32 protein-coding genes are annotated in these 21,262 nt (G+C 61.2%); 19 read left to right on the top strand and 13 right to left on the bottom strand.

The annotated features are described in order from the left end of the window. The 7 genes from OO68_RS46570 to OO68_RS37105 all read right to left on the bottom strand — a co-directional run. On the bottom strand, positions 1–186 hold a 186-nt coding region (locus OO68_RS46570; protein ID WP_152925172.1), incomplete at its 3' end, for a hypothetical protein. A gap of 73 nt (positions 187–259) precedes the next feature. Then, positions 260–775: a hypothetical protein gene (locus OO68_RS46565; RefSeq protein ID WP_030529772.1), complete on the bottom strand. Its 516-nt coding sequence runs from the start codon at positions 773–775 to the stop codon at positions 260–262. A 51-nt stretch (positions 776–826) separates the two neighbouring features. Further along, complete coding sequence (locus OO68_RS37125) at positions 827–1,351, bottom strand: hypothetical protein (RefSeq protein WP_030529771.1); 525 nt, start codon at positions 1,349–1,351, stop codon at positions 827–829. A 50-nt stretch (positions 1,352–1,401) separates the two neighbouring features. After that, complete coding sequence (locus tag OO68_RS37120) at positions 1,402–2,643, bottom strand: SNF2-related protein (RefSeq protein WP_157852807.1); 1,242 nt, start codon at positions 2,641–2,643, stop codon at positions 1,402–1,404. A gap of 149 nt (positions 2,644–2,792) precedes the next feature. Beyond that, the gene (locus tag OO68_RS37115) at positions 2,793–3,179 is read right to left on the bottom strand and encodes a hypothetical protein (protein WP_096772449.1); all 387 of its coding nucleotides are present in this window, start codon (positions 3,177–3,179) and stop codon (positions 2,793–2,795) included. Next, a complete protein-coding gene (locus OO68_RS37110) occupies positions 3,172–3,687 on the bottom strand; it encodes a hypothetical protein (protein WP_030529768.1) in 516 nt (171 codons plus the stop codon). Before OO68_RS37110 ends, OO68_RS37115 begins: the two co-directional genes overlap by 8 nt. A gap of 17 nt (positions 3,688–3,704) precedes the next feature. Beyond that, on the bottom strand, positions 3,705–4,178 hold the full coding sequence (locus tag OO68_RS37105; protein ID WP_030529767.1) for a RuvC family protein: 474 nt from the start codon (positions 4,176–4,178) through the stop codon (positions 3,705–3,707). A gap of 187 nt (positions 4,179–4,365) precedes the next feature. On the opposite strand from OO68_RS37105, the gene OO68_RS37100 reads away from it, so the two are divergent. The 19 genes from OO68_RS37100 (at position 4,366) to OO68_RS37020 (ending at position 16,725) form a co-directional block, all read left to right on the top strand. Next, a complete protein-coding gene (locus tag OO68_RS37100; RefSeq protein ID WP_050513936.1) occupies positions 4,366–5,583 on the top strand; it encodes a DUF932 domain-containing protein in 1,218 nt (405 codons plus the stop codon). Positions 5,584–5,667: 84 nt separating this feature from the next. After that, entirely contained in the window at positions 5,668–6,072 is a 405-nt protein-coding gene (locus OO68_RS37095) for a hypothetical protein (RefSeq protein ID WP_030529765.1), read from the top strand. Between the two features lie 74 nt (positions 6,073–6,146). Next, a complete protein-coding gene (locus tag OO68_RS37090) occupies positions 6,147–6,482 on the top strand; it encodes a hypothetical protein (protein ID WP_030529764.1) in 336 nt (111 codons plus the stop codon). A 1-nt stretch (position 6,483) separates the two neighbouring features. Then, positions 6,484–6,627 carry a hypothetical protein gene (locus OO68_RS46560; protein ID WP_157577736.1) on the top strand — a complete coding sequence of 48 codons (144 nt, stop codon included), beginning with the start codon at positions 6,484–6,486 and terminating at the stop codon, positions 6,625–6,627. 88 nt (positions 6,628–6,715) lie between these two features. Beyond that, positions 6,716–7,192 (top strand): hypothetical protein, encoded by a 477-nt coding sequence (locus OO68_RS37085; RefSeq protein WP_030529811.1) that lies wholly within the window; start codon positions 6,716–6,718, stop codon positions 7,190–7,192. Positions 7,193–7,216: 24 nt separating this feature from the next. After that, on the top strand, positions 7,217–7,462 hold the full coding sequence (locus OO68_RS37080) for a hypothetical protein (protein ID WP_157577742.1): 246 nt from the start codon (positions 7,217–7,219) through the stop codon (positions 7,460–7,462). Next, positions 7,459–7,878 carry a hypothetical protein gene (locus OO68_RS37075; RefSeq protein ID WP_031027990.1) on the top strand — a complete coding sequence of 140 codons (420 nt, stop codon included), beginning with the start codon at positions 7,459–7,461 and terminating at the stop codon, positions 7,876–7,878. Before OO68_RS37080 ends, OO68_RS37075 begins: the two co-directional genes overlap by 4 nt. 60 nt (positions 7,879–7,938) lie before the next feature. After that, entirely contained in the window at positions 7,939–8,514 is a 576-nt protein-coding gene (locus tag OO68_RS37070; RefSeq protein WP_033313768.1) for a hypothetical protein, read from the top strand. A gap of 188 nt (positions 8,515–8,702) precedes the next feature. After that, a complete protein-coding gene (locus OO68_RS37065; protein ID WP_031027987.1) occupies positions 8,703–11,018 on the top strand; it encodes an AAA family ATPase in 2,316 nt (771 codons plus the stop codon). Between the two features lie 9 nt (positions 11,019–11,027). Next, complete coding sequence (locus OO68_RS46555) at positions 11,028–11,297, top strand: hypothetical protein (RefSeq protein ID WP_096772853.1); 270 nt, start codon at positions 11,028–11,030, stop codon at positions 11,295–11,297. Positions 11,298–11,417: 120 nt separating this feature from the next. After that, positions 11,418–11,717, top strand: coding sequence for a hypothetical protein (locus OO68_RS37060; RefSeq protein ID WP_096772854.1), 300 nt, complete (start codon positions 11,418–11,420; stop codon positions 11,715–11,717). 11 nt (positions 11,718–11,728) lie between these two features. Then, positions 11,729–12,241, top strand: a complete 513-nt coding sequence (locus tag OO68_RS37055; protein WP_030529698.1) for a hypothetical protein — start codon at positions 11,729–11,731, stop codon at positions 12,239–12,241. Between the two features lie 11 nt (positions 12,242–12,252). Further along, a complete protein-coding gene (locus OO68_RS37050) occupies positions 12,253–12,459 on the top strand; it encodes a hypothetical protein (protein ID WP_030529699.1) in 207 nt (68 codons plus the stop codon). Positions 12,460–13,208: 749 nt separating this feature from the next. After that, complete coding sequence (locus OO68_RS37045) at positions 13,209–13,505, top strand: hypothetical protein (protein WP_030529700.1); 297 nt, start codon at positions 13,209–13,211, stop codon at positions 13,503–13,505. Beyond that, the gene (locus OO68_RS37040; protein WP_030529701.1) at positions 13,505–14,149 is read left to right on the top strand and encodes a hypothetical protein; all 645 of its coding nucleotides are present in this window, start codon (positions 13,505–13,507) and stop codon (positions 14,147–14,149) included. Before OO68_RS37045 ends, OO68_RS37040 begins: the two co-directional genes overlap by 1 nt. A gap of 292 nt (positions 14,150–14,441) precedes the next feature. Then, a complete protein-coding gene (locus OO68_RS37035) occupies positions 14,442–14,990 on the top strand; it encodes a hypothetical protein (protein ID WP_050513935.1) in 549 nt (182 codons plus the stop codon). 210 nt (positions 14,991–15,200) lie between these two features. Then, complete coding sequence (locus tag OO68_RS37030; protein ID WP_030529703.1) at positions 15,201–15,386, top strand: hypothetical protein; 186 nt, start codon at positions 15,201–15,203, stop codon at positions 15,384–15,386. Between the two features lie 103 nt (positions 15,387–15,489). Next, complete coding sequence (locus OO68_RS37025) at positions 15,490–16,065, top strand: hypothetical protein (protein WP_157577732.1); 576 nt, start codon at positions 15,490–15,492, stop codon at positions 16,063–16,065. 12 nt (positions 16,066–16,077) lie between these two features. Then, positions 16,078–16,725, top strand: coding sequence for a P-loop NTPase family protein (locus tag OO68_RS37020; RefSeq protein WP_030529705.1), 648 nt, complete (start codon positions 16,078–16,080; stop codon positions 16,723–16,725). Positions 16,726–17,772: 1,047 nt separating this feature from the next. On the opposite strand, the gene OO68_RS46550 is transcribed toward OO68_RS37020, so the two are convergent. From OO68_RS46550 to OO68_RS46535, 6 genes are all read right to left on the bottom strand, one after another. Beyond that, positions 17,773–17,955, bottom strand: coding sequence for a hypothetical protein (locus OO68_RS46550; protein ID WP_112921567.1), 183 nt, complete (start codon positions 17,953–17,955; stop codon positions 17,773–17,775). Between the two features lie 354 nt (positions 17,956–18,309). Next, positions 18,310–18,552, bottom strand: a complete 243-nt coding sequence (locus OO68_RS37015; RefSeq protein WP_030529706.1) for a DUF6926 domain-containing protein — start codon at positions 18,550–18,552, stop codon at positions 18,310–18,312. A 4-nt stretch (positions 18,553–18,556) separates the two neighbouring features. After that, positions 18,557–18,949: a hypothetical protein gene (locus OO68_RS46545; RefSeq protein WP_096766528.1), complete on the bottom strand. Its 393-nt coding sequence runs from the start codon at positions 18,947–18,949 to the stop codon at positions 18,557–18,559. Between the two features lie 355 nt (positions 18,950–19,304). Further along, positions 19,305–19,742, bottom strand: a complete 438-nt coding sequence (locus OO68_RS37010) for a hypothetical protein (RefSeq protein WP_050513934.1) — start codon at positions 19,740–19,742, stop codon at positions 19,305–19,307. 4 nt (positions 19,743–19,746) lie between these two features. Next, positions 19,747–20,157 carry a hypothetical protein gene (locus tag OO68_RS46540; RefSeq protein WP_096772439.1) on the bottom strand — a complete coding sequence of 137 codons (411 nt, stop codon included), beginning with the start codon at positions 20,155–20,157 and terminating at the stop codon, positions 19,747–19,749. A gap of 353 nt (positions 20,158–20,510) precedes the next feature. Next, positions 20,511–20,768 carry a hypothetical protein gene (locus OO68_RS46535; protein ID WP_124777247.1) on the bottom strand — a complete coding sequence of 86 codons (258 nt, stop codon included), beginning with the start codon at positions 20,766–20,768 and terminating at the stop codon, positions 20,511–20,513. Positions 20,769–21,262: the final 494 nt, after the last annotated feature.

The raw sequence follows: 21,262 nt of genomic DNA, 5'->3' as shown, positions 1-21,262 counted from the left end.
GACGCCAGCGGCGACGAGCGCCCTGGCGGCTTCCTCGCGTGCCGAGTTCGCCATGACAGCGCGCTCGTTGAGCTTGGCCTTGTCATTGGCGGCGACGGCAAACATGCCGTTGCGCCACTTCTTCAGCCAGCCTTCACGGCGGGCGTTGTTGCGGCGAGCGCCGCGATAGCTATCTGCGTTACGCATGGGGGGGGGGCTCCGTGAAGGTGAGGGGACGCCCCGCCCTGTGAAGAAGGGCCGGGGCGTCATGGTGAAGGGATCAGGCCAGCAGCTTGCGGCAGGCGGCGGCGATGGCGGGCAGGAGGGCCTCGTCGACATCGCTGAGCTTCTTCGCCTTGCCGTGCTCGGCGACGAGCTTCGACACGATGGTCGCGTCCTGCGGGTGCTTGCCGCGCACTTCGACGAGCAGCTTCTTCACGTCGTCGTGCGTGAGCGCTTCGGCTTCGTCACCGTCGCTGCCTTCGTCGAGCGGATCGGTCTCGTCGGTCTCGGCCTTGGCGGCTTCCTCGGCGGCCTTCGCGGCAGCTTCTTCCTCGGCCTTCTTCTTCGCAGCGGCCTTCTCGGCGGCCTTCTTCTCGGCTGCGGTCGGGGCCTTGGTCTCGGTCTTGTCCTTCTCGCCAGCGGGCGGAACGACGACGGCGTCGCTGCGGAGGCGGGCCTGCTCAGCTCCGCTCAGCACCGCCTTGGTGCTGGTGGTGCCGAGCCAGGCGGCGACGTTGGCTTTCAGCTCGTCGGGGGTAGCGCCGCCGAAGGTCATCTGGAACGGGAACGGCATGTAGTCGTAGTCTCCTGTGGGGGTTGATAGGTGACGCGCCTTACACTGAGGTCAAGCGCGCTTGGGGTAATCGTCGTCTTCACCGCAGCCCTGTCCGCCGCGACCCACTGAGACGAATTGCTTCCAGTGGATCAAGCCGCGCTTGCAGGCGAAGTGCCAGGACTTGGCGAACTTCGGACCAGTGATGAAGATCGTGATGGTGCGGTTGCCCGCTACTTCGAGGCGGTGAAACATGTCGGCGCTGCGCCAGACGATGCCGCCTCGGCGAACCGTCCGGGCTTTGTGCAGCTCCGGACGGTTCGCACCTTCCGACGTGCGCGTGTAGAACTCGCGCAACGCGCCGGAGACCAGGATCGAGACAGACCACCACGGGTGCGAATGCAGGATGCGGTCGTCGTCGTGGTGGTAGAGATGCAGGTAGACGTTGAAGAACCTGTTGCGCTTGATCGCGTGCCAGCGCTCCATGTAGGGAATGCCGCGCTCGTCGCGCCCGATCTGAACGTCGGGCTTGCGCCGCTGCATGACGCTCCACACTTTGGCGCAGAGAATGTCAGTGATGAAACCGGGAAGCCGCATCGGTGTCTCCGTGTTGGTGTCTGTGTAATCTCACAGACCTTACAAGTTCGTCAATTAAATAGCCGTCGCGTATCGGACAGTTTGCGTTCGCACGCTGCGATGATCTGCTCGTCGAGCGATCCCACCAGCACAACGAAGCGCGTGAACTTCGGCTCGGGCGAGTTCATGTTGAAGATACGCGAGCGCGCTTGCTCGTTCTCGTCCCCCACCCATGACTGCTCCACGAACATCACGTCGTCGGCCGCGCTGAAGTCGAGACCGACACCCATAGCCGTGAGCTGACCGACGACCACCCGGCACTCCGGATCGGTCTGGAAGCGCTGCTTGATGCGTTGCTTCCGCGCGTCCGTGGTGCGGCCGTCGAACGCCTCCACGCCGAACTCTTTCAAGCCCTGGCGGATCGCGTCGATCACGTCGTGATGGTAGGCGAACAGGACGATCTTCGCCTTGGGATCGCCGCGCAGCTCTTCGGTGACGAGGTCGATCACGCCGGGCACCTTCGCCAGGCCGAACGTTCGGCGCAGACCGGCGACGTGCTTCTCCTGCTTCGCGAGCGCCTTGAGCGGGTTCGCAGACTGCAAGGCTTCGGCGACCAGCCGCCCTTGCTCGGACTGCATCAGCGCGTCGAGTTCTTTCTTTTCCTTCTGGCCTGCGCGCACGAACACCTTGGTAGGCGGGAGCATGTCGCGGCCGAAGACGCTCTGGCGCGTGCGCCGAATCACGAAGCCTGCAAGCTTCTGCTTCAGCTCTTTGTAGTTCTTTGAGCCAGCGATCTTCACGCCGAACGGCGTGTTGACCATGCGGCAGTATTTGTCGCGGAAGGCGGACCAGCTCAGCGGCTTGCCGCGCCCGTTGTCGATCAGCTCCGGGGCGAGCGCGCGGAGCATCGGCCACAGCTCAGTGGGATTGTTCGGCATCGGCGTGCCGGTCAGGCAGAAGACGTTGGTCGCATACTCGGCCAGGCCGCCGATCTTGTCGCACAGCGTGCCGTAGACGGCCTTCGTGCGCTGCGCCGCGCGATCCTTGGCGTAGTGCGATTCGTCGACGATCAGCACGTACTTCTTGCCGCGCACGACCTTCAGGACGTTCGGCGCTTTGTTGTAGCTGACGATGATGGCCCACCACCCCGCCTTGCGAAACTCCAAGATGGCTTCGCGCCAGCTTTCCTTCACGGCGGCCGGACACACGATAACGACCAGCTTGGCCTCAACCAAGTCTGCGCCACGGATCGCGACGTTGGTCTTACCGACGCGAGGCTCATGGCCGATCAGCGTGGCGAAGCGACCCGCCACGTAGTTGCCGTCCTCGATCTGGTATGGACGAAGCTCTCTACCCATTCACCACTTTCCGAGATAGTGCCCGACAGCCAGGACGGCGAGCAGCACGATCCACCCGCTCGGCACCGCCAGGTAGCCGAGCGCTACAATGTTCTCGCGGATGCTCACGCTCTGCCTTCGCAATAATAGTCGTGCATCGGCACGGGGCTGTGGCCGCTGCCCATACCGTGGTGCTCGACAAGGTCGCCACAACAGCAAGTCGTGCGGCAGTCGGCGTCGGCCGGGCAGTCCAATAGTGACACGTCGAAGTACAGCTCGAACGCTCCGGCGATGGTCAACGCAGGGCCTCGCTTCCAACAGACGAAGCCGCGACGCTTGAGCGCCGCGAACTGTCCGCCGATCTGATGACCACCAGGGGCCAACATCTCGTAGTATTGAGCGCCGTGTTGACCGACGCGCTCGACCACGCGTATCCCTCCGCGCGCCACGGCGAGAAGAGCGATGCGTTGCTTTTCGGTCAGCGGTCGGGCTACCAGCTTGCTCTCAGTCATTGTGCAGCACGATCTTTGTGCCGAACCCACCCGAGGCCGGACGCCAACCCATGTAGAACTCGACCGCGCCGTTGTAGGAGATGAAGGGCAGGGGTCCTGCGAACTTCAACATCGCCCACACCCACGGGATGTAGAACACGGGGTGGAAGGACGTGAGCACGATCCACAGCATCGCCATGAGCAACGCGGGCCAGCTAATCTGCGGCCATAGCAGCGCCCACTTCCAGCCGGTCTTCGGCGGCGTAGCGTCGCGCCAGGTGGTGAGCAGGACGGGGGCGGTGCCCTCGACGCGGTAGTTGTTGTCCTCGACGCCGAGGACGTAGCCGACGAAGTTCATCAGCGGGTTGCGACAGATGAACCAGTAGAAGCGGCGGAGCCAGATGTTCGTCACTTCCGGCAGGTACGGCTCGCCGTTGTTCACGTCGGGGACGTTCCAGCCATCGGGACCGACCAGCCACCAGAGCGGGTTGATCTTCTTCCAGAACGAGACCGGCGTGCGGTCAGTCATCACAATGGTTTCGGTAGTCACAGCTTAGTCTCCAATCCGCATTTGAGGATCGCGATGGCATCGGCCTCGTCGTCGCTCTGGGGGTTGTGGCCCCAACGCTTGACGGCCTCGATCATCTTGTCCTTGGTGGCCTGGGGTCCGCCGCCCTTGCCGGTGGCGAACTTCTTGATCTCCTGAACGCTGAGGCCGATGTACGGAACGCCGTATTCGTCGCAGACCTCATGCAGCTTGTTCAGGAATGCGCCGTAGACGTGGGCCGCTGTCGTGCCCTTGTGGCGCAGAATCTTTTCGTAGAAGACCATGTTGAGCCCGAGCACGCAGTGCTCGCGCAGCTTCACTTCGAACTTCTGGTAGCGGACGGGCGGCGCATCAAACCGGGTGATGTCGAAGTCCCATGCGCCTGATAAGAAGACCCCTCCGCTCCCAGGGAACAGGTCGGTGCGCGCCCACCCCATGTACGTGCCGAGGTCGAGCCCAAGATAAGCTTTCATATTTCCCCACTGCTTTGACGATTGGACCGATCCATATGGTCGGCGTGTTAGTTCTGTCAACTTTTTCTCCTACCAAAAATAACTTCGTGAGGGGATTGCGTTTGCTAGAATCGTCAGGTAGAACTCCTACCAAGCTCCTGACACACACACAGCGGGAGCCCCAACGCAACCGAAAGGACTAAACGCCATGAATACCGTTGTTTCTCTCGCTCAGACTGTCGACGCTCAGCCGATCAACGCGGGCCGCGTCGACGTTTCCAAGGGCACCACCATCATGGACGCCTCCATGAACTGGATGCGTCGCCCGGCCGACGAGCGCTTCCTGTCTCTCCGTGATATGTGGAGGCACGCGAGGTCTCAGTCCCTTGTTTCCCGCGAGAAGGTCGTAGCGGTCAAGAACGTCGAGCTGCTTACGCCCGAAGTGCAGACTCGTGACGACTTCAACAAGCTCCGCGTCGGTTTGAACGTCGGCGATGGCTTCGAGAGCTTCAACTTCTCGCACTGGTCGTTCGGCCAGCTCTCGCAGCTCGCGGGTGCTCCGCCGTCCTATCTGCGCACGCTTCCGTCGCCCATCGTCGCCGACGCCGTGATGTACGGCCTCCGCAACAACCGCTCCAATCCCGAGGCTAAGTTCTACACGTCGGACAAGCAGTTATTAGCGGCTACCGGCCCCGACTATGGCCGTATCCCGAACCACGAAGTGATCGAAGCCGTGGGCAAGATCGCCGGTGACGGCGTCTCGAACGACGCGGCCTGGCGCGTGCCCGGCATGATGTCATGGTCGACCATGATGTACGACCCCTTCCACCCGGTCACCACGGACACGACCACGCTCTTCATGAGCGACCGCGACATGTTCATCTTCCTCACCGATCCGCATCGCCCCATCGTCGTCGGCAAGACGAAGGACGGCATGGACGACGTGATGTATCGCGGCTTCATCATCTCGCAGTCCGAGGTCGGCAAGTCGTCGCTCTGGCTCAAGGCCTTCCTCTTCCGTGGCGTGTGCTGCAACCGCATCATCTGGGGCGCGGACAACATCGAAACCGTCCGCATCTCGCATACCAAGGGCGCACCGGAGCGATGGATTCGCCAAGTCGAGCCCGCCCTGATCGAGTACGCCAAGGCGTCAGACGCGAAGATTGTACAGACCGTACAGAACGCCAAGGCCGCGCAGATCGCGCAGGACGACGACGAGATGGTAGACTGGCTCAACAATCGCGGCCTCTCGCGCAGCCGTGCTCGCTCCGTCCTCGAAGCCGTAGAGAGGGAAGAGGGCCGCAAGGCGCGCACGATCTGGGACGTGACCCAAGGCGTCACCGCCATCGCTCGGGAGCTTCCCAATACTGATGACCGCGTCGAACTCGAAACCCTCGGTGGCAAGCTTTTCGGCCTCGCCGCCTAGCACCTTGACGCTGATCTTGTGAGTCGAAATACCTAACTCGACTCACAGGACTCACAATCGACTCACAAAGCGAAAGTCACGCCGATGCCCAATGTCAAAGCCATCCTGATCGACCCCTTCGCCTGTAAGATCGAACACGTCGAGGTCGACGGGGACGATATCAACACCTACTACCGCGTGCTGTCGCATGAGAGCATGCCGGTCACCACGTTCACCACGGCCTACGCGGGCGTCCTCAAGGGGCGCGATGCGATCTTCGTCGACGACGAGGGCATCATGAAGAACGCGGAGCGCTGGTTTCACATGGCGACAGGCCACCAGCCGTTCGCTGGCAAAGGCCTGATCGTCGGCGCAGATCGTCGCGGCAACGCGGCCGATGCGGAGAGCGACATCGACACCATCCGCGCAGTCACCGTCTTCGCGCAGCCCTTCCAGAGCCGGTTGTTCGTCACGACCATGCCCTGGCAGCCGCCGAAGCCGCAGCCGTAACGTCTATCGGCCGTCAGAGAACGGGGCGCTCTGACGGCTGCCATTCCCTCACGCCACCAAAAGGACGGACTACTATGCTCGAAGCCAATACCATTCTCGGAAACAACGCCATCATTCTGACCGCGCTGAAGAAGACGCTGTTGGCGGCTGGCGAGCCCCTCTGTGCCGCGCTCGTCGCAGTCGGGGCGCGGAGCGATACCGAGGTCAAACAGCTCAGTGACGCCAATGTCGAGAGCGACATCGTGAAAGCGATGCTCTTCGACCAGGCATTCATCATCGCCGCCCTGGCTATGTTCGCCGACAACGAGACCGACAGCACGTTGCTCAGGCTCATCGGGCAGTCGACCAAGGGCATCGCGAACGAGATCGGCAAGTCTGCCAAGACCACCGACACCGCCGAAGCCGCGTAACATGGGGATCATCGACTTCCTCGACGCCCACTTCATCGGCCTCAGCGTGGTCTTCTTGACCGCGTGGACGATCACCTGGGTCGGCCGAACTGTGGTGGCGAGCACCACGACCACGACGATCTCTCGCGTAATCAGCACCAACTGATTCAACAACTACCGCACGGGTGATCCCATCTCCCGTCACCCGTGCGCCCGCGCTGTAACCTCCGTCACCTTACAAGGATCGCATCACCATGAAGAAGCAGAACGCCAAGAAGCAGAAGGTCGACCACGTCGGCAAGATGCTCAAGGACAAGGCCGACCAGAAGGCGCAGATCGCAGCGCGCGTCGCGCCCGAAGCGCCGAAGAAGAACGAGGTCAAGAAGGTCTATGCGCTCGGGTCTCCCGGCCATAACCGCAAGGTGCTCGGTGTGACGCTGACCGAAGTCAAGCGCCGCATCAATGAAGAGACGGCCATCGTCAAGGTCGCACTCGACGCGAACGGTGACCCGACCGGCGAAAGCTCGACCTTCAACTATCGCGACACCGCCGCCTGCACCAAGCGCCGCCGCGAATACACGCGCCGCAACCTGATCGGCCGCAGCTCGAAGACGGCGAAGCAGCGTCGCAAGAACAACCACGTCTCGGCGGTCGGCACCAGGGGCACCAAGCCGTCGAAGAAGAACAGCGCGAAGGGTGCCCCCTCCACGTCGGCGAAGAAGGCGGCCTGATCCATGCGCCAGTACACACGCGAAGTGAGCACCGATCTCGGTGCCAAGATCACCATCCGCATCGAAGCGGACAACAACCAGGCCGTCGTCCTGAAGGACGATGATCTCGGGTACTCGACCACGCTCGACCCGAAAGCCGCCAACCAGCTCGGGCAACACCTGATCCAAGCTGCGCGGATCGCCGCCATCAACGTCCTCGATCCTCCGGCACAGCGCACCGTCCGCGACGGCGCTGGCATGTTGGACGTGCGCCTGGGGACCGATCAATGATGATGATCGACCGCAAGACCTTCGACGCACTCGCGGCGCTGACGGCCCACCCCAAGGCGTTCTTCAGCCTCCAACAGTTGCTCGACCACCTGGCCGCGCATCCCGACGAGAACCCGCTGGTCTACGCGAACGCGGTCAAGCTGCAACTCGACGTTCAGGCCGCGCTCGAAACGTACCTCGAAGGGCGCAAGCAGCTCGGCCTGCGCAACGTCATGGAAGGTCTCGTCGTCGGAGCCGGTGCGCTCGCTATGGCGGTCGGCCGGACCACCCAGGACGTGCCCATGCCGGACCAAGACGTTGCCGCGTCGCTGGCCCACCACTGCGTCACCTGCTTCGGGCAGAACCTTCACGTTTCGTGGAAGGCCCCGCAGTGGTCGACGAGACCCACCCACGAACCTCCGCACTCCACCAACTGAAAGCATCCCATGTCTCTCCACCCTTCCGATCAATACACCCAAGACCTGAAGACGCGCCGCATGTTCGCCTCGATCACCGAGAACATGCAGAACATGGAGAAGCAGGTCGGCGATCTGCTCGCTCTCGCGTCCGGCATGCGCAACACTCTCGGCACCGCCGCGCTGTTGCTCGCGCAGATCGAAGCGAACTACGTGAACGGTTGCGCCGAACGTCGCAGGGTCGACGCGTTGGCGATGGAGTTGCAGACGCGGCTCGCCGATCTCACCGGCAAGACGGCCGCCGCGCTCGTTACGGGTTACGCCGAACACAAGTCGTTCAGCGATAGGCTCTCAGGCGTTCAGACACAGGCGGACAGGATCGCGAACGACCGCTTCGTCAAAGACGACGAGAAGGGCGGCCCGTTGCCCGGCGTCGAATATGTGGGCCTCGAATGGTTCATGACCAAGCTGTCGATGTCGCGCAAGGTCGTCGAGAACCGGATCACCAACGGCGCGCTGCCGGAGCACGATGCGGTCGACGACACCGGCCAGGGCAGGCCGAAGTTCCTGTGGGCGAAGCACAACGCGCTCGCAGCGGTGGCAAGATATAGAGAGAAGCCGACCAACGAGAGGGGACGGGCGGCGGCTCACGTCTAAGCGGGGCTATTTAATTGACAGGCTTGTAAGGCGCGTGAGATGACATGCACCTTACGACCCCCAATCTAACTGATCGGCCGTATCTAGGAACCAACCCAGATACGGCCGATCTGCCGAAAGGGACCGCTGCCAACGCCAATCAGCAATGCGGTCGGCGACTCAATAACATCCGCGTCACGGGAAGGCTAATGGTAAATCAGGACGATGCGCGCCGCGTACAGAACAAGCACAACGCGATGTTGCTCGCGCGCAACGGCATCCCCGTGTTCCCGTCCAGTGGAAAGGTGCCGCTGGTCAAGCTCTACAATCGCAGAGACACCGAGATAAAACCCGAGGATCGCGAAGCCGCTATCGAGCAGGCACGCGAGGAAGGGAACAAGCAGCTCACAGTCTTCGTCGGCGCGACGACCGATCCCGACATCGTCAAGCGCATGTGGCGTCACCCGAACCAAGATGCGGTTCCGTCCGTAGCGTGCGGGCCTGCGCGCCTGGTCGTGATCGACGCCGACACCAAGTTCAACGGTCCCGAGCTGATCGGCAAGCTCTTCGACGAGCACGGCGGCGTGCCCGAAGGCACGCAGATCATCACGACACAATCGGGTGGCCGCCACTACATCTTCAGCGATCCCGACAACGCCTTCACGAATAGCGCTGGCGCGCTCAAGAAGCAGTACGGCTGCGACGTGCGAGGGCGCGGCGGTCAGTTCGTTGCGCCTGGCTCGCTCCGTGAGGACGGCAAGCGCTACGGAGACCAGGCCGCGCTCAAGGCGTTCATCGAAGCCTACACCAACGGCACGATCCCGCCGCTCCCTGATTACATCGTCGAGCTGATCGGCACGTCCTCGGCGGAAGTGGGGGAAGATATCCCCATCTCCAAAGAGCGCGAGATCATCAAGCAGATCGACGAGGCGGACATTCCCGAATGGGAAGAGCTGTGCGCGCCGCTCGGCGAGTATGACTTCGACAAGCTGCAAGCCGAGAACAGCGAGTTCAAGTCGCTCTACAACGAGCCCGGCGACGACTGCTCCGACAACCGCTTCAAGGCTGCGCGCCACGTCATGCGCGAGTGGCCGCAGATGCCGCCCGAACACCTGGCGTCGTTCTTCCTGGCCTTCGAGGGTGCTGGCGAGTTCGTCGACAGCAAGCCGCGCTCCGGCGAATACGACAACCGGCAGACCGCTCGCGAGTGGCTGAAGAACCAGGGTCTCAGCAAGGCGTCGACCGGCGAGGCGTTCGGCGCTGTCGTCGACGATGACGAAGACTCCGAGTACGAGCGCGAGGTCGCCGCAGAGAAGGAAGCCGAGAAGGCCGCCAAGCCGAAGGGCACGCTGCGCCGCATGTCTGGTGTCGCGATCTACGCCGATCCGAACTGGATGGTCGAGAATATCTGCACGCGCGGTATGGTCGGCATGCTTCATGCTCCGTCGAATGCCGGTAAGACGTTCAGTGCATTCCACATGGGCGGCAAGCTCTCCGAAGGGTGGGAGTGGTTCGGCCGCAACGTCGAACAGTGCGGCGTTCTCTACTGCGTCGGCGAAGGCCACGGCGGCATCAATCGCCGCGCGCTCGCCTGGTCGAACCGCTACAAGCCCAAGCACGATGCGCTCATCTTCCGCGACGGCGTTCCGAACTTCGCGCTCGATCCGAAGGGCGCGCGTAGGGCGTTGCGCAAGGCCGTCAAGGAAGCGAACGCGATGCTTGAAGGCGAGGGGCTTTCAGTCGGTCTGTTGTTCCTCGACACGTTCGCGAAGGCCGTAGCGGGTGCCGAGGAAAGCTCGGCGCGCGAGATGCAGCCGATCCTCGATATGCTCCGCGAGCTGGCCGTCGAGTTAGACATCTGCATCATCATCGTTCACCACTCCGGCAAGGACACGTCGCTCGGTGCGCGCGGCAGCTCGGCGATCTTCGCCGATGTCGACTTCAACCTTGAGATCGTCAACGCCGACCAGGCCAAGAAGAAGCACGGGCTCTCGCTCAAGCATAAGAGCCACTCGGCGATCATCATGCCGAAGATGCGCGACTCGGGGAAGTCAGGCCGCTTCGAGTTCAAGCTTGAAGAGGTCGAGCTAGGCAAGAACAAGTGGGGCAACCCCGTTACATCAATGGTCGTGGTCGAGGTCGAGGACAAGCCGTCCGAGGGCTCCGCGTTCGGCGTCGTCGACGAAGAGGCCCCCACAACCAAGGACGAGTTGACGCCCGAAGTGAATCGCTCCGACGACAACAGCCGCTTGAAGCTCTGCGCGAAGATCATCAAGGCCGTGCAGAAGATCGGCAAGCTCGTCGGCAAAGAGGTCCACGCCGACGCCGAGATGGTGCGCCTCGAAGTGAAGGCGATGCAGGACATCTACGACGAGGCCGGGCCGGACAACTACGCCAGGGCGTTCAAGCGCCGTGTGTTCGGCGGCGACGAGGTCAAGCGCTTCGTGCCCGAGGCGAACGGATCGCTGCATTACGTGACGCAACGAGGCAAGCCGAGCATGCTTGTGTTCAAACCCCGATCATAGGAGACCACCGTGAACGAATATCAACGTCGACTGAAGCAGGATATCGTCAGCCTGCCGCGCAACTCGCTCAACGCCGCGCTCAACGATCCGGTCCTCCGGGTGTTCTGGATATTCTACGCGGTGATCGCGGTCATCGTTCTGACTGCGGAGCCCTTGATAGCGTTCTGCACCAAGGACGACAAACGGCCGCCGCCTGAAGTGGTTTGTCCGCCGTATTGGAAGTGCAACGGGCCGCCTGGCACTCGCGCGGCGAACTGTGAGTGTTGGGACAAATACTAAAACGATAGCCGCCCTTCGGGGCGGCTTTTTCGTATGCGTCTCGCGATGGTGATATTGAACCCGTGAGTTGCCCGACGTGTCAAGAGGCGTAACCCCTTGACGGGTGTGAGGCGGTAAGGTATGTCATCTGACATTGCCAACCCGAAAGGACAAACGCCAATGACGACATGCCGCTTCTGCGAAAAGTGGAAAGGCCCGATGGTTAAATACGGGACGCGCCACTACGCTCACCCCCGCTGCTATTTGGAGAACGGAAAGCGCCTCGCCGATCTTCACGCGTGGCAGATCGAAGAGTTTCCCGTAAAGGTGCTCTCCGACTTCGGTCATCTCGACATCAAAACCCTGAAGTTCACCGATCCGGACATTCAGGCCAAGATGGACGGCGTCGAAAGCCGCCCCTCCATGATAATCTTCGATTAAGGGAGACACCAATGAACGCCACCGTCACCGCGCTCCCGAAGCCCGCCAGACGGCCGAAGGCCGACAAGCCTGCGCCTTCCACCCCTCCCGTCCGCAGCGCCGCCTGGAAGCGCAAGCTCACCCGCCAGCGCTACACGTCCTATGGCACCGCAGGCGTCGCCCTGGTGCTGATGGGACTCTCGCTCTCCCATCTTGCGGCCGGGATCGGCGCGCTCACCCACAGCGATCCTGCGCACGCCTGGGCTATGGCCGTCGGCATCGACCTCGGCTTCATCGCGCTCGAACTCGGCCAGCTCTGCACGACGACCGAATCGCTCCGCAAGGCGATCATGACGTGGGCAGGCCCCACTATCATCGGCACCCTCATCGTGTCCGCCTGCATGAACGCCTACGCGTTCGCCAGCGTCGCGACCGGCTGGCCGGTGATCGCCTCGGCCTGCATCCTGGGGCTCTCGATCCCCATGCTCATCTACGTGCTCACGCGGGTCTCCGTGGCCCTGTGGGTCGACGCCACGCGCTCTTGAGGGAGGACAACATGGAGACCACTGTCTACCTGCGCCGGGAGCCTGGCAGCGAAGGCAACAACGTCGTCGCGTACCGCGATGAGGCCTGCACAGACCGGATCGGTCATTGGATGTGGTGGCAGGTCCACAAGCCCACCGCCCGAACCACCCACGTCACGCTGAGCGGCAAGCGCCACAAGGTGGCTTGGGCCGAGCGCCTGACCGCCGACAAGGCCTGACCGATGGCGCTCCTGGCTCTCTTCGCCCTCGGCCTCGCCATCCCTGGCGCGCTCGCGATCTGGTGCTTCATCCAGCTCGCCAAGGCCTGAACGACCTTCCGATGACCTTCCATTAGACCCTCCAATCCGGAAGGTTTAGTGGAAGGTCGGAAGGTCGTCATTTCGTTTAACGTATTGATAAACAACAAAAAAAGCACTTTGACCTTCCGGCCTTCCGGTGGAAGGTTTGGAAGGTTACCGATATCGGAAGGTCAAAATCGGCGCGAGCGGAAGGTTTACAATCGCGGCAACGTATTGATCTGAAAGCATAATCGGTCGATGACCTTCCGACTTTAAACCTTCCGTACCTTCCGATCTGAAACCTTCAAACCTTCCGACCTTCCGGCCCTTCCCCCTTTAGGGGGAGGGCGGAGGGTAGGTTTGATGGAGGGTCTGACCGTCTGAGCGGCGGAGGGTCTCCCCGATCTGATCGTGCTCTCCGTTGCTGTGGGGCCGTGGAGCCCTGATGCCGAGGCCAGGCGTTGAGCCGGGGCGGCTGGTGGTCCTGGGAGGCCGGTCAGGCGGTCAGGCTCTCAGCGGGTGGCTGTGAGGCGGTCAGGCGTTCGGCCTCTCAGTCGGTCAGTCGTTCAGCCAGGGAGGGAGATTTAATTGACGGTGTGAGGAATGGGAGGTTACAGACCTACCGTACCCCCAACATCGAGGCAATCCGTTTGTCCATCCAATTCACCACACCGAAAGGGAACCCGGTCGTGATCCGGCGACCCGAGCTGATCGTGTCTATGGTCGGCTACGAGCGGTCAGATCGCGAGACCGGCGAGATGCGGCAGAACACCGCCATCACCTTCGAGAACCGTGAGGTCGTCTTCGTGAGCGGCAGCGCGGACGTGATCGAAGCGGCGCTCGAAGAGCACGCACGCGTTGCGCGCCTCAACTCGGAATACTGCGACCGCTGCCCCGCCCTGGCGAACGCGTCCGAAGAGCTGAAGCAGTACGAGGCGGTCGTGGACGCCGCCGAGCCCCCGGCAGACACGGACAATCGCCTCTGATGACCGATCCGATGCGCGCCGTGCTCGACGGCACCGATCCCGACTCCGTGCTGGTCCGCGTCCGCACCGCCGAGGGCGTCGCCCTGGCGACCCGCAAGGACTACGGCCGTCCCATCGACTATCTGCGCTATCGCGTGAAGGACAAGATCAGCGACGCGCAGTTCATGGCGGCCGAATACTACGCTGGCGACTACTTCGCGATCTCGCCGGTCGGCTCGAACACGATGGCGACGATCAATCACCTGATGATGGCCGTGCCTCTCTCGCCGGAGGATCGCCGCATGCTCGACCAAGAGGGCATCAACGGCGGACGCATGCACTCGAAGGGCGATTGCGGCGGAGCGCCGAAGGACCCGAGCGACCGCATGCTGAACGCGGCGTTCGCGCTGAAGCGTGTCGACGATCAACTCGACCGCGTCCAACGCGAGCTGCTCCGCGATCTGCTCATCCGCGAACACACGGTCGGCACCATTGCGCAGCGATGGCGATGGTCGCCCGAGCAGGCTGGCATCATGGTCCGCTACGCGCTGCATCGCCTGGTCGACGTGTACGAGAACATCAACCCCGACTTCGCGCTGTATCTGCGGCAAGAGCGCGAACGCAAGAACGAAGGCCGCGCCAACCGCAAGGGACGCCGACGCTGATGCGCTGGTCTGGATACGCCCGCGATCTCGACGACATGGTCGCCACGCAGCGCTTTGTCAAAACGGTCGCGTTCGCCGCAGGACTGATCGTTCTTCAAGTCCTGCTCTTCGCCCTCTGCTTCATCCACTAACCCGGAGACCACCATTGAAGACACTCGACGAGCTGTTCTGCACGATCATGTCGATCCCCTTTGTCGACACGAACATCAAGACTCGAGCAGGCTATCTGCGGACCCAGGTCTGCAAGCAGGGTCGCGGATACGACCTCTACCGCATGTTCGGATTCTGATCCATGCTTTTCCCGTACCGCATGATGGTGGTCGGTCATGGCCGACACGGCAAAGACACTGCCGCTGAAATTCTGCGCGATCACTATGGCGCGACGTTCGTCTCGTCGAGCTGGTTCATGGCAGAGCGTGTCGTGTTTCCGTACTTCTGCGAGAAGTACCCCGGCAAGTATGCCTCGGCGCAAGAGTGCTACGATGACCGCGCGAACGAGCGCTCGACGTGGTTCAATCTGATCGCCGAGAGCAATGCGGCCGATCTCACGAAGTTGGGTCGCGCGATCTTCGCGAAGTACGATCTCTACGTCGGCAACAGGAACGCCCGCGAGTTTCACGCCCTGCGGAACGCCAGCGTGTTCGACATCTCGATTTGGATCGACGCGTGCGAGCGCCTCGAATACCGCGAGCCCCGCACGTCCCTCACAATCGAGCCCTGGATGTGCGATTACGTGGTCGACAACAACGGCACCCAGGCCGATCTCAAGCGGAACCTGGCCTCGCTGATGCACGGATTGCGGACCAAGTCCTTGATCCAAAAGGGATTGTCAGCAGCGTGACCTGACAAGCCGGCCGAGGGAAGTTTGTGAGGGGAAAAAGTTGACGTTGGGATGTCAACTGCCTATTTTCCCCATACGGACAAATGGGCGAGGGGCCGGAACGAGAGTTACCCGGCATCGCCTAGTCTGAACCGACCCCGGCCTTGGCCGACATTCCGAACCCCGGCGCTTCAGTGCGTCGGGGTTTCGCGTTTCCACTAGGAGCCCGTCATGGGATGCAACTGCGGAAAGCGCCGCGATCTCACGGCGCAGGCGATCAAGAACGTTCGCACCGGCAACTTCGACGCCGCTCGTCAGAACGCGCAACGCTTCGTGAAGACGTTGCAGCTCGACGCGCGCAACATCGCGCGCAGCGTGGGGCGCTCGACGCTGATGAAGCGCCCGCCTTCAAGGTGAGATGATGGCCGGTACGCAAACGAACTACACCGGCCCCACGAAGATATACCGCGCGTCACAGGGGCCGATGCCCGCGTCGGCATACACGCAGTCACATGGCGGCGTGATCTATGTCGACTTGACCGACGCGATGAAGCGCCTCACCGTGGCGTTCAACGTGTACGGCGACGAGGTCAAACACCGCGCGCTCTACAACGCGATCAACAAGCTCGGCGACAAGCTGCTCACGGCTGTTCGTCGCGACCTCGTCCAAACGACGGGTGCGAAGTACGGACGCGTGATGAAAGCGGTTCACGCAGATCGCGCGCATCCCAATCGCCTGTTCTATCGCATCGTTGCGAGCGACAAGGCGATGAAGGTGAGCGACTTCGCGCGGTCGCTGACGCCAGGCAAGAAGAACCCGAGCGCCAAGCCTTGGAATCGCTCGCAGCGCTTCAAGGGTGCGTTCGTTATCCGCTTCAAGAACGGTGCCACCGAGATCGTCAAGCGTATCGGGAAGCACAACAAGAGCGGCAAGATCAGAACATTGTGGGGTCCGATCATCCCGAAGGAAATGATCCGGCCCGGCAACCCGAGCACGTACCACATTGCTTCGGCGATCCCGACGCAGTTGGGGCCGGTGCTCATGCACGAACTCGAACAAGCCGTGATCCGCGCGAAAGCGGCGAGCGGCACATAACCGGAGACCCCCATGAACATCCCGCATCTGGTATTCGTCGGCGCTGACAAAGGTGGCGTCGGCAAGACCATGCTGAGCCGCGCACTGCTCGGCTACTACGGTGCCAACGGCATCGACTTCCGCGCGTTCGACACGCAATCCCCGAGCGGCGGCCTGCAACGTTTCTTTCCTGGCCGCGCGCAGATCGTGGACATCACCAAGTCGACCGATCAGGTCAAGGTGTTCGACGACCTGGCATCGACCCAGGTGACCGTCGTCGACGTGTGCGCCGGTCTGTTGTCGCCCACGCTGAAGACGCTCGACGTTGTCGGCTTCTTCGACGCGGCGAAGCAGAACAAGCTGCGCATCACTGTGCTGCATGTCGTCGGTCCTGCGACGCAATCGCTCGACGAGATCAAGCCCGTGATGGCAGCGCTCGCAGGATCGAAGCACGTTGTGCTCGCGAACCATATCGACGACACCGCGTACGATGTACCGGCTGGCGCGCTCAACATTCCCCGGCTGGATGGGGAAGCGGCGAAGGCCGTCGACGCGGTCGCGCAACCGTTCCACGACTTCATCGGAAGCCAGGCGTCCTTCGTGCTGCGCGGCTACACGCGAAGCTGGTTGAAGGACGTGTTCGCGCAGTTCGACGCTGCGCAGCTCAACAACCTGGCCTGATACACAGACAAGAGCCCCTCATGCCTCTGACCATAAAGGCGTTGCCGTAGACCACGGCCGCGTGCGTCACGTGTGTTCAGGGCCATCCACTATGCGCTAGGTCAGCGCCGTGTCGCGGATGGGCGCTATTCGGGGAATAGCAGGCAAGGTGAGGGCACCCGCCATATGAAGGTCGGTGCGGCCTCGCCATCCCCGTGCAATTCGATACCCCCTCTGAACGACTTTTCTCAGAACGAGAAAACGAAAATTCGCAGAACGAAAAACCAAAAATTCACGTTCTGCGAAACGAGCTGAGTGGCATGGATCAAGGGCGAGAGAACTGCGCTCACAGGGATCATCAGCTCATACCCCAAACGAGCTGTGCATCACCGTTATGAACGATGCGCTTCACGATCCATGCCGCTCACCCAAACAGCACGCGTTGAGGCGCGTGGAGCCAAGCGATTGGCTCGCCAGGATACGAGCAGACGGGGGTCATGCTCTCCTGGCTCTGTGCGACCCGCGACGATGAGTAGATACGGCGCTGGCGGGAGCGACGTGTCGAATACCCCGTCGCGGGTCGCAACCCGTCCGCTCGCGCGAGCACGCGCACGCACGCGCGGAAAAATTTTTTTTCGAGAGCATGTTGGTTTTGGAGATCGCCAAAATCGCAGTTGGGCGGATTGATGACAGTGCGATCTCGTCAGTGCTCAAAAGCCACAATCGCCGAGGTATGCGCGGCCACTCGGCCGAAAACGCGGTGTGGCATTTCGATAAAAGTGCAACATGCCTCTAGGATCGCATTAGGCGCGCGCCCATGCGCTCAATCCGTCGCCCGGTATTTCGTACCATTGGGGCGGGTTGAGCGAATGAGCGGCGCGGAATTGGACGAAAAAAAACGCCGCTAAGGATCAACTCCCTAGCGGCGTTTTCGGCTTAAACCCTAGCGTCGCAACGCTAGGGCAAAGCTATGGCGGTTCGTCGCACGAATCGCCCGCGCCGTTATCGGCGCATGGCAAGCAAGCGAGGGCAAAGCACGTCATAGCAAAATCGCGGTTTGTCATCTCGTTAGGCCTTCTTCGCTTCTACCGCGCCAGTAATGCGCTTGTCAGAGTGATATCGCGACTCGCCATGCGTCATAACGTCAACCGGCTGTAGCGCGAGCGTTGAAACACGATTGGCAATCTCGCGCAAACCGATTGCGCCGATATGGTCGGCCAATCGGCCATCAATGTAAACAGTGGGATTCATGGCGTTAGTACCTTTCGACTTGGACTCATCAGTGGCCGCGTAACGGCCAGACCGCGCTACCTGGCGCGCGGTTTCGTCCTAGTAGTAGCAATGGCGGAAAACGTAATTCCCGTTGTCGTCGCCCGTGAGATAGCCTCTAACGCGACAACCCGCGACGCTACAGACAGCCGGAATGGAAAAATACGTGTCGGGCTCCCCCGTGACGTAAACAGTGCGGCGCATGTCGCCCGCCATGTTATCGAGTCGGCAGTTCTCGACCTTCGCCAATGTGGGGCCACCCATCCACACCGCAAACCACGCGGTTGATCCATCGGGCATATGTTCCGATTTGTCGGCGCGATACTTTTGCATTGGTCAATCCCTCTCGATTAGCGCGGTATAGGTTCGGCAATCGCTCGCGAGAACGCCGAACTGCGCCGCGTCATGCCAGCGCATGAATCCCGCGTCGTCGCAGCTAACGATTGAACCGCCTAACCACGCGGCGAACTTGTCCGCTTGTGCAATTTCGGAATCTTCCATTCCGGAAGCGTCGCCATTGATGAAATACGACGCCCAATAGCTAGGCGCGGTCCCCGTGACAGTGTCGAAGGTTGCCATTGGCTCAACCCTTCGCTTTCTTGACGCGCGCATAGTCGCCCGCGCTCTTAAAGTATGTGCCGTGATAGGTTGCGCCGTTGATCGCGCGAACGGTTACCGGGACACGCTTTCCGCCAAAGTTGTCGCGGTACTCTCGACCAAACGACGCGGAGCCAAGCCTTTCCCCGTTCCACGTTGTGGCGGTATTGGTCTTTGCGTTGATATAGAGGAAATACCGTTCCGGTATGTCCCGCATAAACTCGAATAGCTCGACCTGGCCGCGCTCGTCATTGGTCGGCGGGTTGATATGGGGCGGCAGTTCGGAGGGATGATAGCTATTCGTTTTGCGTGCTTTCATCCACGCGTGCAAAGCCTCATCCCTGGCGCGGATGTCGGCGGCTTGTTCTGGCGTTAGCATTGGCGTTAGTACCTTTCGTTGGACTCATCAGTGGCCGCGTAACGGCCAGACCGCGCTAGGCGCGGTTTCGTCCTAGCGTTGCGATTCCAAGAATTTCGCTATGGTGTACGGTTCAACCGTCACTTTGACGTGGAGGCTGTAATCGTCATCAGCCCAAACCGTTGCGCAGTATCCGTAGATTGAGAGATAGCCCGGAGCAGTCATGTTACTTTCAACGTGACGCTTGATTACCTCCACGCCTCTATCAACAGTGAAAGCGAAGCTAGGATTGAGACGAGTCAAGAGGTCTGCGACCTCGCGCACATTGCTGTGATTCCAATTGAGTGCAGGCATTGGCGTGTTTTCCTTTCTAGGGTTAGCGGTGGTAAATCCAACCGCGATAGACTTCGCAGTAAGCTTCGCTGAACGTCTTAGCGGCCTTGTGGAGCGCGTCGCCCGCGTCGCCTAAACCACGGTCCCAATAGCCAACGCCGTGGCCTTGACGCGAAAACCAAAAGTCATGGCCCGCCTGCTCTTCGGAGTAGCCATGCGACTCGGCCAAGCGGTCGAGCCATTGCCGGACGAAACAGCCATCCGGCATGATGAAACCGAGAAACGAGTCGCAATCGCTCGCAATGTCGCGGATTGCTTCGCGCGTGAGTCTCTCGACTCCCAAATCATTCAACCGCGACTCGTTGTCGTCGCCCGTGTCGCCATTGGTGAAAAACACGGCTTCTACGTATGCCTTCGCGAACGTTGAAAGCTTGTCGTAAGCACGCGGCGCGGGGGTATCGTTCAAGACAAATTCAGGCATTGGCTCAACCTTCCAACTTGGCGCGAAGGTCGGCCATTTCGTTTGCGTGGTTACGTTCTGCGCGCTCGATTGCCGCGCGAGTGATCGCCTTAGCATCAAGCGTGTTCAAGCAATCCCACATATCTTTAGTGGCTTGCTCTGATGTGCGGCGCGCGTGTTCTAGATCGCAACGCGAAACCACAGTTCCGAACACGTCAAATATGACGTAGCGAAAGCCTCGCTTGCGATTCTCAAAGTCGAGTGCATCGCTTGTGACGATTGCGAAAAGCAAACCGTTGTCGACGACTCGCGCGGAGATGACGCGCGACTTGTGGAATCGCAAATTATCGTCATCCACGTAATGTGTGCGACCGCAAAGGTTGCGTTGCGCGTTGGTCTTTGGATCATGCGATTCAGTGCGGAAAAGCGTAGTCATGGCGTTGTTTCCTTTCGACTTGGACTCATCAGTGGCCGCGTGACGGCCAGACCGCGCTAGGCGCGGTTTCGTCCTATTTGTCAGGTGACACATACGACACGCTAGGCGTGCGAAAGCCTTTCACGTTGTGCGAAGTGTAGGAGTCGCGTCGGTTCATTTCACAACCGATAGCGGCAAAGGCGATAACGATACCGATTGAAACTGCGACGCAAACCGCGTCGCGCAGTGCTGCAAGGTATGCGCGGACCATTAGCGTGCCCTCGCGATGCAGAACGAAAAGCAAAACCGGCCAATGCGGATAAACCGCAAGCCGCCGACTCGTTTTGTGCTGAAATTGATTGCGTTCATGGTGTTCACGCTACCGGACGGGATTGGTCGGCGGAAACATTGCACGAAACGACGCGGTAGAAGTCTCGGCTGTAGCGCGGGCGATCATTTCCGCGCACCGAAGAAAAGGCGAGGCGACGATACATTGCGTCGAAAGCTTCGCTAGGGTCGCGTAGCCAAAGGCGGGCGATCCAATCGCACCCATTGAGCGTGCAACGAAAGCGAATGTCATAGGCCTTGCGACGCGGTGGCGTTGGCATTGGGCGAAAATTCAATTCGGTCATTGGCGTTTGTCCTTTCGAGCGTGTCGCCCCCGCGTGTGCGGTGGCAGGTGTGTAAGGTAGCACACCTAACGCATACAGCAAGCGTCTAGTTCGCCCCTAATGCCTGTATTCGTTGGCTTTCTTGCGTGTTGCGCGCTCGCTTAGCGCGCTCCGACATGCCACGCGCGCCAGCGTCGCGCCTTACGAGGCATGCAATGCGCGCATGCAAAGCAAGCCGCGTGCCACGCTCCGCGCTATCGCGCTGTAATAGAGCGTGATGAGCAAGAAACACCGCGATATCAGAGACTTGCTCGCGTTTGTAACAAACCGTGATCTCGGCCGCGCCGACCCACCCCCTGGGGTGTGGGTCCCTGTCGCCACACCCCCTCCCACCGGGGGCAGTCGCCGCCCCCGAAAGTCGGCAACGTTTTAGCGAATTTGCTCACTCTTGATCGCACGGGTCGCCCCCGCGAGCTATGCGCCTCACGCGTGAGAAACGTCACCTAACACCCCCT

It is taken from the genome of Streptomyces iakyrus (assembly GCF_000717055.1).
GTDB classification, from domain to species: Bacteria; Actinomycetota; Actinomycetes; order Streptomycetales; family Streptomycetaceae; genus Streptomyces; species Streptomyces iakyrus.
This window is presented reverse-complemented; position numbering and strand designations above follow the sequence as displayed.